The 16,164-nt window shown below is 72.3% G+C and carries 15 protein-coding genes; 6 read left to right on the top strand and 9 right to left on the bottom strand.

Going from position 1 to position 16,164, the window contains the following annotated elements:
- Positions 1 to 54: 54 nt before the first annotated feature.
- Together ACIF8S_RS05235 and ACIF8S_RS05230 are read right to left on the bottom strand one after the other, a co-directional pair.
- Positions 55 to 1,224 (bottom strand): serine hydrolase domain-containing protein, encoded by a 1,170-nt coding sequence (locus ACIF8S_RS05235; RefSeq protein ID WP_399997427.1) that lies wholly within the window; start codon positions 1,222 to 1,224, stop codon positions 55 to 57.
- 145 nt (positions 1,225 to 1,369) lie between these two features.
- On the bottom strand, positions 1,370 to 1,828 hold the full coding sequence (locus ACIF8S_RS05230) for an NUDIX hydrolase (RefSeq protein WP_399997426.1): 459 nt from the start codon (positions 1,826 to 1,828) through the stop codon (positions 1,370 to 1,372).
- Between the two features lie 218 nt (positions 1,829 to 2,046).
- Between ACIF8S_RS05230 and ACIF8S_RS05225 the strand changes: the two genes are divergently transcribed.
- Positions 2,047 to 2,601 (top strand): CGNR zinc finger domain-containing protein, encoded by a 555-nt coding sequence (locus ACIF8S_RS05225; protein WP_399997424.1) that lies wholly within the window; start codon positions 2,047 to 2,049, stop codon positions 2,599 to 2,601.
- A 223-nt stretch (positions 2,602 to 2,824) separates the two neighbouring features.
- Positions 2,825 to 6,142, top strand: a complete 3,318-nt coding sequence (locus ACIF8S_RS05220) for a S8 family serine peptidase (RefSeq protein WP_399997423.1) — start codon at positions 2,825 to 2,827, stop codon at positions 6,140 to 6,142.
- Positions 6,143 to 6,209: 67 nt separating this feature from the next.
- Here the strand turns inward: ACIF8S_RS05220 and ACIF8S_RS05215 are convergent, their stop codons facing one another.
- Together ACIF8S_RS05215 and ACIF8S_RS05210 are read right to left on the bottom strand one after the other, a co-directional pair.
- Positions 6,210 to 7,073, bottom strand: a complete 864-nt coding sequence (locus ACIF8S_RS05215) for a hypothetical protein (RefSeq protein ID WP_399997422.1) — start codon at positions 7,071 to 7,073, stop codon at positions 6,210 to 6,212.
- 1 nt (position 7,074) lies between these two features.
- Complete coding sequence (locus ACIF8S_RS05210) at positions 7,075 to 7,608, bottom strand: RNA polymerase sigma factor (RefSeq protein ID WP_399997420.1); 534 nt, start codon at positions 7,606 to 7,608, stop codon at positions 7,075 to 7,077.
- 331 nt (positions 7,609 to 7,939) lie between these two features.
- Between ACIF8S_RS05210 and ACIF8S_RS05205 the strand changes: the two genes are divergently transcribed.
- Complete coding sequence (locus ACIF8S_RS05205; RefSeq protein ID WP_399997419.1) at positions 7,940 to 8,956, top strand: aspartate-semialdehyde dehydrogenase; 1,017 nt, start codon at positions 7,940 to 7,942, stop codon at positions 8,954 to 8,956.
- A gap of 95 nt (positions 8,957 to 9,051) precedes the next feature.
- Here the strand turns inward: ACIF8S_RS05205 and ACIF8S_RS05200 are convergent, their stop codons facing one another.
- Positions 9,052 to 9,534 carry a DUF1203 domain-containing protein gene (locus ACIF8S_RS05200; protein WP_399997418.1) on the bottom strand — a complete coding sequence of 161 codons (483 nt, stop codon included), beginning with the start codon at positions 9,532 to 9,534 and terminating at the stop codon, positions 9,052 to 9,054.
- A gap of 175 nt (positions 9,535 to 9,709) precedes the next feature.
- On the opposite strand from ACIF8S_RS05200, the gene pepN reads away from it, so the two are divergent.
- Positions 9,710 to 12,289, top strand: a complete 2,580-nt coding sequence (pepN, locus tag ACIF8S_RS05195; RefSeq protein ID WP_399997417.1) for an aminopeptidase N — start codon at positions 9,710 to 9,712, stop codon at positions 12,287 to 12,289.
- A gap of 55 nt (positions 12,290 to 12,344) precedes the next feature.
- Here the strand turns inward: pepN and ACIF8S_RS05190 are convergent, their stop codons facing one another.
- Positions 12,345 to 12,950 (bottom strand): TetR/AcrR family transcriptional regulator, encoded by a 606-nt coding sequence (locus ACIF8S_RS05190; RefSeq protein ID WP_399997416.1) that lies wholly within the window; start codon positions 12,948 to 12,950, stop codon positions 12,345 to 12,347.
- Positions 12,951 to 13,020: 70 nt separating this feature from the next.
- Here ACIF8S_RS05190 and ACIF8S_RS05185 point away from each other — a divergent pair, with 70 nt between their 5' ends.
- Positions 13,021 to 13,914: an NADP-dependent oxidoreductase gene (locus ACIF8S_RS05185; protein ID WP_399997414.1), complete on the top strand. Its 894-nt coding sequence runs from the start codon at positions 13,021 to 13,023 to the stop codon at positions 13,912 to 13,914.
- A 28-nt stretch (positions 13,915 to 13,942) separates the two neighbouring features.
- Here the strand turns inward: ACIF8S_RS05185 and ACIF8S_RS05180 are convergent, their stop codons facing one another.
- Complete coding sequence (locus ACIF8S_RS05180; RefSeq protein ID WP_399997413.1) at positions 13,943 to 14,140, bottom strand: DUF397 domain-containing protein; 198 nt, start codon at positions 14,138 to 14,140, stop codon at positions 13,943 to 13,945.
- Between the two features lie 8 nt (positions 14,141 to 14,148).
- Positions 14,149 to 15,000, bottom strand: coding sequence for a helix-turn-helix domain-containing protein (locus ACIF8S_RS05175; protein WP_399997411.1), 852 nt, complete (start codon positions 14,998 to 15,000; stop codon positions 14,149 to 14,151).
- A gap of 200 nt (positions 15,001 to 15,200) precedes the next feature.
- On the opposite strand from ACIF8S_RS05175, the gene ACIF8S_RS05170 reads away from it, so the two are divergent.
- Entirely contained in the window at positions 15,201 to 15,707 is a 507-nt protein-coding gene (locus ACIF8S_RS05170) for an ATP-binding protein (RefSeq protein WP_399997410.1), read from the top strand.
- Here ACIF8S_RS05170 and ACIF8S_RS05165 read toward each other — a convergent pair.
- Positions 15,644 to 16,027, bottom strand: coding sequence for a hypothetical protein (locus ACIF8S_RS05165; protein ID WP_399997408.1), 384 nt, complete (start codon positions 16,025 to 16,027; stop codon positions 15,644 to 15,646). The two genes, ACIF8S_RS05170 and ACIF8S_RS05165, sit on opposite strands and share 64 nt — an antisense overlap.
- Positions 16,028 to 16,164: the final 137 nt, after the last annotated feature.

Here is a 16,164-nt window from a genome sequence, read left to right as displayed (position 1 = left end):
TTCCGAACGGACGGGGAAACCGCCGGGGGCCGTGCCCCGGCGGTCCTCCTCACCTCAGTCGCCGCAGTACTCCGCCTCGATCACCGCCCCGGGGTCCCCGGACCAGTCGCCGTTGAAGTTGAACGCCAGCGAGTGCCGGCCGTTTTCGGTCGTGACGGCCTCGGACGTGGAGCCGTGGATGCCGCCGCCGTGGCCCCAGACGGTCACCCCGCAGCTCAGCTCGGTCTTCATCAACCCAAGGCCGTAGCCGTTCCTGGCGTCCACCGCGACCGTGTCGGTCATCTCGTCCAGCTGCTCCCGGGGCAGCAGCCGGCCGGTGAGCAGGGCGCGGTAGAAGCGGCCCAGGTCCTTGGAGTCGGAGATCATCTCGCCCGCCGAGGAGGCCATGGACGGGTTGAGGCGGGTGACGTCGTGGACGGGCCCGCTGCCGTCCTGCGTCAGCTTGCCGTACGCGCGGCTGCTGGGTCCCGGGACGCCGGTGCGGGTGCCGGGGACCGAGGTGCCGGTCAGGTGCAGCGGCGCGATGACGCGCCGGCGGACCTCCTCGCCGTAGGGGCGGCCGGTGGCCTTCTCGATCACCATCCCGGCCAGCACGTAGTTGGTGTTGGAGTAGTTCCATCCGGCGCCGGGGGCGAAGTCCGGCTCGTGGGACGTCGCGATCCGCACCAGTTCCTCGGGGGCGAGGGTGTCGTAGCGGTGCTCGAAGAAGCCCTCCTCGAGGAAGTAGGTGCGGCCGAAGTCCTCGTCCGCCGTGTAGTTGAAGACGCCGCTGGTGTGGTTGAGGAGCTGCCGGAGGGTGATCCGGGTGCCGTCGTGGCCGTTGCCGGTCACCAGGCCCGGCAGCCAGACGTCGACGGTGTCGTCCAGGGACAGCTTCCCCTCGGCCTCCAGTTGCAGCAGCACCGTCGCCACGAAGGTCTTGGTGATGCTGCCGACCCGGTAACGGTCCCGCGGGGAGCGCTTCCGCTCCGTGCGCAGGTCGCCCACCCCGGCGGTCGCCGTCCAGGTGCCCCGCCGGTCCTCCGCCCGCACCGTGACGCCGGGCACGCCGTCGGCGACCGCGGCCTGCACGGCCCGGCGGGTCGCCCGGTGGTCGCCGGTGTCCCCGGCCCCGCTCCCTCCGGGCGCCGCCACGGCGGGGGCCGCCACGGCTGGAGCCGCCAGGGCCACCGAGAGCCCCACCGCCACCGCTGCCACCGCCGTCGTCCGCATCCGCTTCCGCATGCTCGTGCCTCCCCTGTCCGTCGGGCGTGGTCGCAGGGAGGGACCGCGCCCGGGCCGCCCCGGTTGCCACGACCCGCGACGGTTGACCGGGTTCCGGCCGTTCTCTCCCGGCCGCGCGGGGCGGCGGCCGGAGCCCGGGTCCGCGCTACATCTGCGCCGGTTCCACCCGTCCGGTCGCCGGCCGCTCCCGCCACAGCCGCAGGGCTATGTCGATCAGGGGCACGCGGACCAGCCCGGGTACGGCGTCGACCGGCTGCCAGGCGGCCAGTTCGGTGGAGCCGCCGATCTCGTTGCGCAGTTCTCCGCCGGTGACCCGGCCCTCGTAGACCAGCCGGAGGCCCTGCTGGTCGACCGGGCGGCCGAAGCGGCCGGACAGGGTGTGCCGGTGGGAGTCCACCCCCAGCAGACCGGTGACCTCGATCAGGTGACCGGTCTCCTCCTCGACCTCGCGCCGGACGGTGTCGTAGGGGTCCTCGCCGTGCTCCATGCCGCCGCCGGGCAGGACCCACTCGGAGGTGCCGCCCGGCGCCGGGGACCGGGCGAGCAGGATCTGTCCGTCACGTATCACCACGGCGTAGGCCGCCACCCTCAACTTCTGTCGCATCGACGGACGTTAACCCCGGCGGCCCGGGCCGCGCAGGGGGTATCGGGGGGCGGGCCGGCGCAGCGGGAGGGCGTACGGGGTCCCGGCCGGATGCGAGCGGAGATCCCGGCCGGATGTGGGCGGGAGTCCTGGCAGGGCGCGCACCCGATCACGGCGGGCCCGTGCCCTCGGGAACCAGTGGCGTACTCTTGAACGGTTAGAAACGGAAGGAGAGCCTCATGCCCGCCGCCACCCCGCACCGGTCCGACCCGCGGCCGCTCACCGGTGAGCCGCTCGCGCTCGACCTGCTCAACACCCGCTGGATGGCGGACGGCGTCGAGCGGGACCTGCTCGACGACACCGACGGGCTCGCGGTGTGGCTCGCCGCCAACGCGCTGGACGACCGCTTCGGCGCCGACGAGGCCGCCCTGCGCCACCTCCGTACGGCACGGGACGCCCTGCTGACGGCGGTCGGGGGTGACCCCGCCGACGGGGCGGAGGCCGTGGACGCCGTGCTCGCGCACGGGCGGATCCGGGCCACGCTCACCGCGGAGGGACCCGGCGAGCGGCCGGAGTTCGACGCCCCCTCCTGGGGACCCGCGTGGCTGGCCGCCCGCGACTACCTCCGGCTGCTGGGCACCGCGCCGGACCGGATCCGCGGCTGCGCCCACGAGGCCTGCACCCTTCACTTCTTCGACACCTCACGCAACGGCACCCGCCGCTGGTGCTCCATGGCGTCCTGCGGCAACCGCGCCAAGGCCTCCCGCCACTACGCCCGCAACAGGGACACCTGACCCACCGTACCCATGGGGTGACTTGTCGCATTCGGGCGCCATCGCGCCATAAGAGCACCGGGGGTTTTCCCCACACATCGTCTGTCCTTCCGGCCAACCCTCGCCAAACATCGGCCCTTTACGCGAAGCTCATCGATCATCCGGTAGTGCCTTCCGGACCCCCGCGACCAGGAACGATCACGCCTGGCCGCTCCCGATCGTTCGCTCCTTGCAAGGGATGCCGATGACCAACTCCCCGCAGCGCGCCCCCATATCGGGCTCCAGACGCGCGGCCCGCATCGCCGTGGCCGCCGGTCTCGTCGCCGCGCTCTCCGCGGCCGGGCCGGTCCCGCTGGCCCTCGCGGCCGACAGCCCGGCCACCGCCCCGGCCGACGCGGACGTCAAGTCCGCCCACGACAAGCTCGGCTCGCACGACGCGGAACTGCTCGCCGAGGCCAAGGCCGACGGCTCCAAGCACGTCACGATGATGATCGCGACCGCCCCCGGTAAGACCGCGCAGGTCACCGAGGAGATCGAGGGGCTCAAGGGCGCCTCGGTCGGCCGCACCGACGACAAGCTGGGCTACGTCCGCGCGACCGTGCCCACCGGCAAGGCGGACGCGGCGATCGCCGCCGCCACCAAGCTCTCCTCCGTGCACGGTGTCGACCTGCGCGACGAGATCCCGCTCGACGACCCGACGCCGGCCGGTGACACCACCAAGGCCGCCAAGGGCAAGGGCAAGAGCGCCAAGGGCTACGCCGCCCCGGACCGGAAGACGCCCGCGAAGAACCCGTACAACCCGTCCTTCGAGACGGGCGCCGTGGACTTCGTGAAGCAGAACCCGAAGGCGGACGGCCGCGGCGTCACCATCGGCATCCTCGACTCCGGCGTGGACCTCGGCCACCCGGCGCTGCAGAAGACCACCACCGGCGAGCGCAAGATCGTCGACTGGGTGACGGCGACCGACCCGATCGTGGACGGCGACCAGACCTGGCGCCCCATGGTCAACGCGGTCTCCGGCCCGACCTTCACCTACGGCGGCGCCACCTGGAAGGCCCCGCAGGGCAGCTACCAGATCAGCCTCTTCCGCGAGTCCTACACCGCGGGCGGTGACGCGGCCGGCGACGCCAACCGCGACGGCGACACCACCGACGTCTGGGGCGTGCTCTACGACGCGGCCAAGGGCACGGTGCGGGTCGACCTGAACAACAACCAGGACTTCTCCGACGACACCCCGATGAAGCCGTACAAGGACGGCTTCCAGATCGGGTACTTCGGCACCGACAACCCGAAGACCGACATCGCCGAGCGTCAGCCGTTCGTCGTGGAGATCCGCAAGGACGTCCCGATGGACCCCTACGGCGGCGACTGGATCGGCGAGAAGGCCGACTTCGTCAACATCGGCGTCATCGAGTCCGAGCACGGCACGCACGTCGCCGGCATCACCGCCGCCAACGGCCTGTTCGGCGGCAAGATGAACGGCGCGGCGCCCGGCGCGAAGCTCGTCTCCTCGCGTGCCTGCACCTGGTCCGGCGGCTGCACCAACGTCGCCCTGACCGAGGGCATGATCGACCTCGTCACCAAGCGCGGTGTCGACATCGTCAACATGTCCATCGGCGGTCTGCCGGCGCTGAACGACGGCAACAACGCCCGCGCCGAGCTGTACACGCGGCTGATCGACACCTACGGCGTCCAGCTGGTGATCTCCGCGGGCAACTCCGGCCCCGGCGCCAACACCATCGGCGACCCCGCCCTGGCCGACAAGGTCATCTCGGTCGGCGCCTCGGTCTCCAAGGAGACCTGGGCCGCCAACTACGGCTCCGAGGTGAAGACCAAGTACGCGATGATGCCGTTCTCCTCGCGCGGCCCGCGTGAGGACGGCGGCTTCACGCCGACCCTCACCGCGCCCGGTGCGGCGATCAACACCATCCAGACCTGGATGCCGGGTGCCCCGGTCGCCGAGGCGGGCTACGGCCTGCCCGCCGGCTACGGCATGCTGCAGGGCACCTCGATGGCCTCGCCGCAGGCCGCCGGCGCCTCCGCGCTGCTGCTGTCCGCCGCGAAGCAGAAGCGCATCGCGCTCACCCCGGCGACGCTGCGCACCGCCCTCACCTCCACCGCCAAGCACATCAAGGACGTGCAGGCCTACGAGGAGGGCGCCGGCCTCATCGACGTCGTGGACGCCTGGAAGGCCATCCGCAAGGGCGCGACCGCGCACGAGTACACGGTGAAGGCGCCGGTCGACACCGCGATCGACCAGTTCCTGAAGACTCCCGGCTTCGGCACGGGCCTGTACGACCGTGAGGGCGGCCTGAAGGCCGGCCAGAAGAAGACGTACGAGATCACCATCACCCGTACGTCCGGTCCGGACCGCGCCGTGAGCCACAAGCTGGACCTGGCGAACAACGCGGACCGCGCCTTCCGCATCGTCGGCTCCGGCAAGGTGTCGCTGCCGCTGAACAAGCCGGTGACCGTCAAGGTCCAGGCCGAGCCGCGCTCGGCCGGCATCAAGAGCGCGATCCTCGAGGTCGACGACCCGCGCACCGAGGGCGTGGACCGTCAGATCCTCACCACGGTGGTCGTCTCCTCCCCGGTGAAGTACACCTTCTCGGCGAAGGGCACGGCCCAGCGCAACAGCACCACCTCCTACTTCGTCACCGTGCCCGAGGGCGCGAAGACGCTGGAGGTCGCGATGAGCGGGCTGAAGGCGACGAGCCAGACCCGGTTCATCTCCATCCACCCGTACGGTGTGCCGTCGGACCCGACGTCGACGGTCAACTGCTACCCGAACTACAGCAACCCGGCGAACACCTGCCGCCCCGACGCGCGTTCGTACGCGAACCCGCAGCCGGGCGTGTGGGAGATCGAGGTCGAGGCGCGCCGCACGTCGCCGCTGCTCGACAACCCGTACAAGCTGGACGTCGCGGTGCTCGGTGCCGCCTTCGACCCGGAGACGGTGACCGTCGACGAGGCGAAGATCGGCACGCCGTCCGCCGTCTCCTGGACGGTGACGAACGAGGCCGCCGCGATCGACGGCAAGCTGGTCGGCGGGCCGCTCGGCTCCTCCAAGACCGCCCGCCCGTCGATCGGCACGGGTGACGTCCACACGACCACGGTCGAGGTGCCCGCGGGCGCCGCGTCGCTGGACGTGGCCATCGGCAACGTCTCCGACACCGCCGCCGACCTGGACCTGTCCGTGTACGACGCGGCCGGCAACCAGGTCGCCCAGTCCGCGGACGGCGACTCGGACGAGTCGGTCTCCATCGCCTCCCCGGCGGCCGGTACCTACACCATCGAGGTGGACGGCTACTCGGTCCCGTCGGGCTCGACGGAGTACGACTACCTGGACGTGTTCTTCTCCCCGACGCTGGGCTCCGTCACCGTCGACGGCTCCGCGCCGGTGAAGCTCGGCACGGGCGCCAAGGCCACCGTCTCCGGTGAGGTCACCGTCGCGGCGGCGGCCCCCGAGGGCCGTGCGTTCTTCGGCCGCGTGCAGCTGGTGAACGCGCGCGGCACGGTCGCGGGCCTCGGCAACGTGGCGATCGAGAAGGTCGTCGAGTAGTCGAGCAACGGACCGGATCGAACAGGAGGGGCGGGCGTCCGTACGGGCGCCCGCCCCTTCGCCGTGCTCAGCCGCAGGTCAGGGTGCGTGACTCCGGGAGCGAGGCGATGATCCAGGCCCGTTCGGGGGCGATGTCCGGCTCGCCGGTGACCACCGTGTCCGGCCGGTCGCCCCCGCGGGGCAGGCCGACCAGCACATGCTCGCCCCGGCGCTGCCCGGTACCGATGGCCGTGTCCCACAGGTACACGACCTCGCCGGAGCCCTTGTAGTACCGGACCCCCTCCAGCGTCACGCGCTCCAGGCCGGCCGCGCCCGGCACCCGTTCCACGTCCGCCACCGTCCCCTCGGCGACCAGACGGGCGCACGCGAGGTAGCGGGGGCCGCCGAAACCGCCGCCGGGCGCCTCCTTGGCGTCCGAGGCGAACCCGGGGACCGCCGAGTCGGCCGAGGAACCGCCCTGGGACACGAGCCAGCCCGTGCCGAGGACCAGTCCGGCCGCCGCGGCGGCGGCGAGTCCGCCGAGCGCGAGCCGCACCGGCCGGTACCGGGAGCGCCGGCGTGCCGACCGGTTCAGCGCGGCGGGCGCGGCCTGCGCGGGATGTGCCCCCGTGCCGCCTCGTGCCGTCCCGGTCTCGGGGTCCGGCCGCTCCCCGGCCGGAGCGGCCGCCTCTCGCCCCGCCAGCGCGTCACCGATCAGCGTGAGCTGCTCGCCCAGCACCGCGAGGTCCGCGAGGGCGGCGTCCCGTTCCGTCCGGAACGCGGCGTCCTCCCGCACGCCCTCGGGAAGCTCCTCCCCGAACAGCGCCACCGCGAGCGCGTCCACCGGATGCCGCTCTCCCCCACCCTGCCCGGGCACGTCCCGCCGAGGGGCCTCGTGCCCGGCGTCCGCACGGGCCGGGTCGCGGTCGCCGTTGTCTTCGTGGGCGGTCATGTCACACCACCTCGTCCTCGTGCAGGCGGGCGCGCAGGGCCCGTACCGCCGTGTGCAGCCTGCTCTTGACCGTGCCCTCCGGGACGCCGAGCTGCTCGGCGATGGACCGCACCGGCAGATCGGCGTAGAAGCGCAGCACGACGACCTGGCGCTGCGCGTCGGGCAGCCCGTCCAGGCCGCGCGCGACGGCCAGCGAGAGCACGCTGGTCTCCTCCCCAGAGGGCGCCTCCGCCGGCCGGAGCGCGGCCAGCCGCTCCCCCAGCCGTTCCTGACGGCGTTTGGCGCGGTGCCAGTCCATGGCGAGGTGGGAGGCGACGACCGCCGCCCACGCCGACACGTCCCGGGGCGCCTCCCGCCCGCTCGCGGCGCGTTCCAGCAGCCGCAGGCGGACCTGCTGCACCCCGTCCGGCAGGTCCGTCTGCGGTACCCCGCCCAGTGCGAGCACCGCCCGCACCCGGCGTTCCTGCGCCGCGTCCAGCGGGTCGTCGTCGGCGACGTACGACCCGCGGCCGCGCCGGGTCCTTCCGCGCAGCACCGGCCACCCCCTCACGCTGTTTCCCCTACGACGCCGTACGGGTCCGGAACGTTCGGACGGATCCGCGGGGGCGGCAGAGGCGTAAGTCACACCTCCGTGTGGGCGGGGCCGGTATGGGCAGGGGTCCTTGCGGCCGACGACCCGAGTCGGCTGATTTTCTGCAGCTCAGGGGGGATGCGGCCGAAGGTCCGCAACCGGTGGCCGTCACCGGTTCGTCCCACTGTGCGAGCAGGCAGGGCAAAGAATTGGACAGCCGGGGCGTGGTCGGCCGCATGATGTAAGGGCCTCGCCGGGCACATCAGGTACGCGAGAGACGCAGTAGGGAGTCGCCGTGAGGGTCGGAATCGTCGGAGCCACCGGTCAGGTGGGCACGGTCATGCGCAGGATCCTCAAGGAGCGGAACTTCCCGGTCACGGAGCTGCGCCTGTTCGCCTCGGCCCGTTCCGCGGGCACGGAGCTGGACGGCGTGACGGTGGAGGACGCCTCCACCGCCGACTACAGCGGTCTGGACATCGTGCTGTTCTCCGCGGGCGGCGCGACCTCGAAGGCGCTGGCCGAGAAGGTCGCCTCGCAGGGCGCCGTGGTGATCGACAACTCCTCCGCCTGGCGCAAGGACCCCGAGGTTCCCCTCGTCGTCTCCGAGGTCAACCCGCACGCGATCGCGAACCGCCCCAAGGGCATCATCGCCAACCCGAACTGCACCACGATGGCCGCGATGCCGGTGCTGCGTCCGCTGCACGCGGAGGCGGGCCTGGAGGCGCTGGTCGTCGCCACGTACCAGGCGGTGTCCGGTTCCGGTCTCGCGGGCGTCGCGGAGCTGCACGGCCAGACGCGGAAGGTGGTCGACGAGGCCGACAAGCTGACGCACGACGGCGCGGCGGTCGACTTCCCCGAGCCGGACGTCTACAAGCGCCCCATCGCGTTCAACGTCCTGCCCTTCGCGGGCAACCTCGTCGACGACGGTCTGGGCGAGACCGACGAGGAGCAGAAGCTGCGCAACGAGTCCCGCAAGATCCTGGACATCCCGGAGCTGAAGGTCTCCGGCACCTGCGTGCGCGTCCCGGTCTTCTCCGGCCACTCCCTGCAGATCAACGCCCGGTTCGCCCGGCCGATCAGCCCGGAGCGCGCCACCGAGCTGCTGGCCGAGGCGCCCGGCGTGGTCCTCACCGACATCCCGACCCCGCTCCAGGCGGCCGGCCAGGACCCGTCGTACGTGGGCCGTGTCCGGGCCGACGAGACGGTGGAGAACGGCCTGGCGCTGTTCGTCTCCAACGACAACCTCCGCAAGGGCGCGGCGCTGAACGCCGTGCAGATCGCGGAGCTGGTCGCGCAGGAGCTCGACGGCTGATCCCGCGCGGAACGTGAGGAGGCGGGCGTCCCCGGCAGGGGGCGCCCGCCTTTCGCGTGCCTCCGACGGGCCTCCGACGGGCCTCCGGCGTGCCGTCAGCTCCGCCGCACCTCGTAGAGGAAGCAGCCGTACTCCACCGCCCGTACGTGGACGAGCGCCACCTCCGGGTCGGCGAACGCCTCGCCGAGGGCGGGGCCGAAGTCCTCCGGCTCCGTCACCAGCCGCCCGCCCAGGATCCGGCCGTCGGCGGAGTAGCGGCGCAGGACCCGGCGGGCCCGGGTGAACGGGAGCTCTCCGCCCTCCGGCCCCGCGCAGGCGTCCGCGTGCACGAAGACGGGCCCCTGCTCGTCGTAGGCGCCCGGGTCGGCTCCCGTCTCCGCCGCCCAGCGGCGCAGGGGCGCGTAGGACACCAGGGCGACGCGCTCGCCCGGGCGGCTGTGGCGCAGGCAGCAGCGCAGCGGGGCGCCGCCCTCGTCGTCGGTGACGGCGGCGGCCGGGCGGCCGGCGTCGTCGAGGGTCAGCAGGTCCCGTACGACCTGCGGGGGGACGGGCCGTGCGGCGGGTGTCGTGGTGGTCATGTCCCCCAGGCTCACCCGGCCCACCGCCCCCGTACCGGCGGTTTCCGGACGTCGAGGCCCCTGTCTCCCCCGCGCCTGACACAGGGGTATCCCCATGCCTCCGGCTTCGTCATCGCGTGATGCCGATCGCGCGTGGAAGGATGGCGCATCCCACACATATCGAGGAGATGACCGCGTGCCTGGCACAAACCTGACCCGCGAAGAGGCGCAGCAGCGGGCGAAGCTGCTGACCGTTGACTCGTACGAGATCGAGCTCGATCTCTCCGGCGCGCAGGAGGGCGGCACCTACCGGTCCGTGACCACGGTGCGCTTCGACGTCGCCGAGGACGGCGCGGAGTCCTTCATCGACCTGGTGGCCCCCACCGTCCACGAGGTGACCTTGAACGGGGACCCGCTGGACCCCGCCGAGGTCTTCGCGGACTCCCGCATCGCCCTGCCGGGCCTGCTCAAGGGCCGCAACGTGCTGCGGGTGAACGCCGACTGCGCGTACACGAACACGGGTGAGGGCCTGCACCGCTTCGTCGACCCGGTGGACGACCAGGCGTACCTGTACACGCAGTTCGAGGTGCCGGACGCCCGCCGGGTGTTCGCGAGCTTCGAGCAGCCGGACCTCAAGGCGACGTTCCGGTTCACGGTGAAGGCGCCGGAGGGCTGGACCGTCGTCTCCAACTCGGCGACGCCCGAGCCGAAGGACAACGTGTGGGAGTTCGCGCCGACCCCGCGCATCTCGACGTACGTCACGGCGCTGATCGTCGGCCCGTACCACTCCGTGCACAGCGTGTACGAGAAGGACGGCCAGTCGGTGCCGCTCGGCATCTACTGCCGTCCCTCGCTCGCGGAGTACCTCGACGCGGACGCCATCTTCGAGGTCACCCGGCAGGGCTTCGAGTGGTTCCAGGAGAAGTTCGACTACGCCTACCCGTTCGAGAAGTACGACCAGCTGTTCGTGCCGGAGTTCAACGCGGGCGCGATGGAGAACGCGGGCGCGGTGACCATCCGCGACCAGTACGTGTTCCGGTCGAAGGTGACGGACGCCGCGTACGAGGGCCGGGCCGCCACGATCCTGCACGAGCTGGCCCACATGTGGTTCGGCGACCTGGTCACCATGGAGTGGTGGAACGACCTGTGGCTGAACGAGTCGTTCGCCACCTACGCCGAGACCGCCTGCCAGGCCGACGCGCCCGGCTCGCGGTGGCCGCACTCGTGGACGACGTTCGCGAACCAGATGAAGACCTGGGCCTACCGCCAGGACCAGTTGCCGTCGACGCACCCGATCATGGCGGACATCCGCGACCTGGACGACGTGCTCGTCAACTTCGACGGCATCACCTACGCCAAGGGCGCCTCGGTGCTGAAGCAGCTCGTCGCGTACGTCGGTGAGGACGCGTTCTTCCGCGGCGTGCAGGCGTACTTCAAGCGTCACGCGTACGGCAACACGCGCCTGTCGGACCTGCTGGGCGCGCTGGAGGAGACCTCCGGCCGCGACCTGCGCAACTGGTCGAAGCAGTGGCTGGAGACGGCCGGCATCAACGTCCTGCGCCCGGAGATCGAGACGGACGAGGCCGGTGTCATCACCTCCTTCGCCGTCCGCCAGGAGGCCCCGGCGCTCCCCGCCGGTGCGAAGGGCGAGCCGACGCTGCGCCCGCACCGCATCGCCATCGGCCTGTACGACGTCGACGGGGCGAGCGGCAAGCTGGTCCGCGGCGACCGGGTCGAGCTGGACGTGGACGGCGAGCTGACGGCCGTGCCGCAGCTGGCGGGCAAGCGCCGCCCCGCGGTGATCCTGCTCAACGACGACGACCTGTCCTACGCCAAGGTCCGGCTCGACGAGCGGTCCCTCGCCTTCGTCACGGAGCACCTGGGCGATTTCGAGTCGTCGCTGCCGCGGGCGCTGTGCTGGGCCTCCGCCTGGGACATGACCCGGGACGCGGAGCTCGCCGCCCGTGACTACCTCGCGCTGGTGCTGTCGGGTGTCGGCAAGGAGTCCGACATCGGTGTCGTGCAGTCGCTGCACCGTCAGGTGAAGCTGGCGCTCGACCTGTACGCCGACCCGTCCGCCCGGGAGACCCTGCTGGCCCGCTGGACCGACGCCACGCTGGCCCACCTGCGGTCCGCCGAGCCGTCGAGCGACCACCAGCTGGCGTGGGCGCGCGCCTTCGCGGCGACCGCCCGCACCCCGGAGCAGCTGGACCTGCTGGAGGCGCTGCTGGCCGGCACGCAGACCGTCGAGGGCCTGGCCGTCGACACGGAGCTGCGCTGGGCGTTCGTGCAGCGGCTGGCGGCGGTGGGCCGGTTCGACGAGGCGGAGATCGCCGCCGAGTACGAGCGGGACCGGACCGCGGCGGGCGAGCGGCACGCGGCCACCGCGCGGGCGGCCCGTCCCACCGAGGAGGCGAAGGCGGAGGCGTGGGCCTCGGTCGTCGAGTCCGACAAGCTGCCCAACGCGGTGCAGGAGGCGGTCATCGCCGGGTTCGTGCAGACGGACCAGCGGGAGCTGCTGGCGCCGTACACGGAGCGGTACTTCGAGGCGCTGACGGGCGTGTGGGCGTCCCGCTCGCACGAGATGGCCCAGCAGATCGCGGTCGGTCTCTACCCGGGTGTCCAGGTCTCCGGCGAGACCCTCGACAAGACGGACGCCTGGCTGACGTCGGCCGAGCCCGGCGCGGCCCTGCGCCGCCTGGTCTCGGAGTCCCGCGCGGGCGTGGAGCGCGCCCTGCGGGCCCAGGCGGCGGACGCGGCGGCGACGTCGGCGTAACGCGGCCCTGACACGGAGAAGGGGTGCCCGGCTTCCCGGCCGGGCACCCCTTCCTTCATGTCGCGGGCCGGAGCGGCACGCCCGCCTCCGCGGCCTCCCAGGCCGCCTCGACCATCCGGAAGATCTCGTCCACCGCGGTCTCCGGGTCGTCCGCCTCCCGGGCCAGCGCGAAGGCGTCCACGACGAACCGGGCGACGGCCCGGCACGCGGTGGCGCCGCGCGGCGCGCCAGGTTCCGCGCCGAGGGCGGCCGCCAGGGTCTCCGCGTGCCGCAGCCGCATGGAGCCCTCGTACTCCCGCAGGGCGGGCGAGGCGTCGATCATCCGCCACACGGAAGCGGCCTCGTCGGCCAGACAGTGGCGCACCAGGGCGTGCATCTCCTGGCGCAGGGCGGGGACGAGCGGTTCGCCGGGCGCGCGGTCGGTGACCGCGCGGGCGAGGCGCTGCTCGAAGTCCGCGTCCCGCTCGAACACCAGGGCCTCCTTGGAGGCGAAGTGGGAGAAGACGGTGGTGACGGCCACGTCGGCCTCGGTGGCCACGTCCCGGATGCCCACCGCGTCGTACCCGTGCTCCAGGAAGAGCCGGAGGGCGGTGTCGGCGATTTTCTGACGTGTGGCGGCCTTCTTGCGCTCTCGACGTCCGGACGGCGGCTGCTCGGGCATGGCCTGAACGCTAGCAGATACAAAACCCTAACGACTCCAATGAACTAACGGTTAGTGTACGGTCGGCCGCATGAGGAAAGTGAGCTACGCCGAGTTCGGCGGCCCCGACGTCCTTCGTCTCGTCGACACCGAGAAGCCCCACGCGGGCCCGGGAGAGATACGCGTCGCCGTGCGCGCGGCCGGGGTGAATCCCGTCGACTGGAGGATCCGGGAGGGCCAGATGCGTCCGGCCCTCCCTGCGTCACTGCCCGCGGGCGTCGGACTGGACGCGGCAGGGGTGGTGGACGAGGTCGGCGAGGGCGTCACGGGTGTCGCGATCGGCGACCACGTCTTCGGCGAAGGCACCGACACCTACGCCGAGTTCGCGGTACTGCACGCCTGGGCCGGGATGCCCGAGGGCCTTTCCTTCGAGGAGGCGGCCGGCTATCCGTCCGTCATGGAGACGGCCCTGCGCATCCTGGGCGAGTGCGGTGTCCGCCCCGGACAGACGCTGCTGGTCAGCGGTGCGTCCGGCGGGGTCGGCTCGGCGGTGCTGCAGATCGCCCGCGACCGCGGCATCACGGTGGTCGGCACGGCCGGGGCGGCGAACCAGGAGTACCTGCGGGGCCTCGGCGCGCACGCCACGACGTACGCCGAGGGCTGGCCAGAACGGGTACGGGCGTTCACCTCGGTCGACGCGGCCCTCGACCTGGCCGGCGCGGGCGTGGTCCGCGAGCTGGTGGAGCTGACCGGGGACCCGGCCACGGTGGTCTCCATCGCGGACCGCACCGCCCCCGAGCTGGGCGTCCGCTTCTCCAACGTCGCGGGCAGCGTCCCGGACGCCCTGGCGGAGACGGTCCGCCTCCTCCAACAGGGCGCGCTCCACATCCCGGTGGAGAAGGCGTACTCCCTCGCGGAGGCGGCCACCGCCCACGCCGACAGCCGGGTGGGGCACACGCGGGGGCGGCGGGTGATCGTGATCTGACCGGCGCGGTGCGGCGGGCCGGGGGGCTCTACGACAGCCCGCCCGGCCGCTTCAGGGCGTTCACGAACGCGGCGAACGCCGGGGCGGGCAGGGTGAGGGTGCCGTGGGACGGCGCCTTGGAGTCGCGTATGGCTATGCACGCGTGGCCGGCCGCCACTTCTACGCAGGCGTTGCCCTCCCCGCCCCCGGAGTAGGACGACTTCTTCCACACGTCGGACGTCGTCACCGCGAACCTCAGAGCTCCTTCGCAAGCCGGTGGATGAAAGCACGCGAACGCCCGGGGTCGAGCGCCACCGCCTCCAGCCTACGGAAGAGCGTTCGATAGCGGAGCAGTTGAGCTGCGGCATCGACGAAAACCGTGCCGTGCGGGCCGTCTCGCACGACGGTGTCCAGTGCGCGGACAGGACCACCCGCGTACACGACGGCACTGTCGGCCCCGCCGAAACCGTCGACGTCGAAGGGGATGACCCGCACGGTGACGTGATCCGACTCCGACTGGTCGATGATGCGCAGCAGTTGAGCCCGCGCCTGCGTCCGGTCCCCGACCCGGATGCGCAGCGCCGCTTCATGAACGACCGTGTCGTACGGGACCGGGTCGTCCCGCTCGACGATGACCCGTCGCCTCATGCGGTGCTCCACCCACCGGTCGATCTCCTGCGTCGGCAGGTCGGGGTTGACGTACGAGAACAAGGCCCGCGCGTAATCCTCGGTCTGCAAGAGGCCCGGAACGCGCAGGAAGTCGACGTCCCACCTGAAGGCGGAGTGATGTTCCAGCTCGGCCAGGTCGAGGAACGCCGTCGGCAGCCGTCCCCGGAACTCCTCCCACCAGCCCTGCGTCCGGTCGGTGGTCATCGCTACGAGCGCTGACGTCAATGCGTCGTCCTCGCAGGCGTAGTGGGCGACCATCCGCCGAAGCCGGTCCTCGCTCACACCCGCCACCCCGGACTCGATCTGACTGATCTGCACGGAGTTGACCCCGAGAAGGGCGGCTGCCTCCGTCGCCTTGTACCCGGCGGCCTCCCGCAGCTTGCGAAGCTCGGCGCCGAAGCGCTGCTGACGTGCCGTGGGCTGCCGTCTCGGCGGCATGACCTGTCCCTTCGTAAGCGGGCGACTCGTTCGGGGGCAGATTACGCGACCGGCTTGCTGAGTCATAAATTTATGACGTACTTTCAGTGACGCACCAAGCACTGTGTGCCACCGGCCGCGGAAGCGCACCGCTCCGTCCTGCCCTGACGGGCGGCAATGACACCGCCGCCACTTTCCCCCACCGAACACGAGGAACCCGCATGTCCGAAACCGAACCGTGGGAGTACTCCCTCCACGTCCCCAACGACCCCAGAGCCGTCCCCGTCTGCCGCCGGACCCTCCGTCTGATCCTGACGGTGCACGGCCTGATCGGCCTCGCCGACGTCGCGGAACTGCTCGCGGCGGAGCTGGTCTCGAACGCCGTCCGGCACACCAGCGGCCCGGCGGCGCTACGGATGCGCTGGTCACGGGCCGGCGTGCTGCGGCTCGGGGCGTGGGACGCCGACCCTTCACCCCCTGAACCGCCGCGGCCCTTCTCGGCGGTCCCGGACCGGGAGGACGGGCGGGGGCTGGCGCTGGTGCGGGCCTGCGCCGACGTGTGGGGCTGGCAGCCGCTGACGAGGGAGGGGAACCGGGGCAAGGTCGTGTGGTGCGAACTGGGCGCCCCCAGGGACCCGTTCGCGGGGCTGTCCGTGGTGGGCGGTCAGGCGTCGGGGTCGACCTCGGGGTGCGTGAACCGCACGGGCCTGCCCAGCGAGCGGGCGTAGGCGATCTCCGCCCGGGTGCTGTCCCCGATGTAGTCACCGACCACGAGCACCTCGTCGGCGAGCCGGATCTTCGCCCGGTGCAGCTCGTCGAGCCGGGCTTTCAGCGCCGCGGCGTCGGCGGGATCGGACCACCTCGCGTGCGGCGACTTCATGTCGACGCCCGGCTTGACGACGATCCTCCCGGCTTCGGTCTCCCGCACGTCCGCCTCGGCCATCTCGGCCATGAACCGGGTGGAGCCGCAGATCACGACGATGCGCGGCAGGCCCAGCCCCTTCTTCGCCTCGACGAGCGTCTCCTCGGGGGACTGCGGGTGCGACACGGGTTCCTCCCGGTGGTGGTTCGGTCCCCCAGGATGCCCGACCGGGGGCACCGCACCGACGTCGAGGCCGCCTCCCCGTTCACTTGGCGACAAGCCACTTATCCACGAGCCACTTTCTTGCGGCCGCCCCGTGCCGT

Origin of the sequence: Streptomyces sp. NPDC085937 (genome assembly GCF_044540535.1) — a bacterium.
Taxonomy (GTDB): domain Bacteria; phylum Actinomycetota; class Actinomycetes; order Streptomycetales; family Streptomycetaceae; genus Streptomyces.
This window is presented reverse-complemented; position numbering and strand designations above follow the sequence as displayed.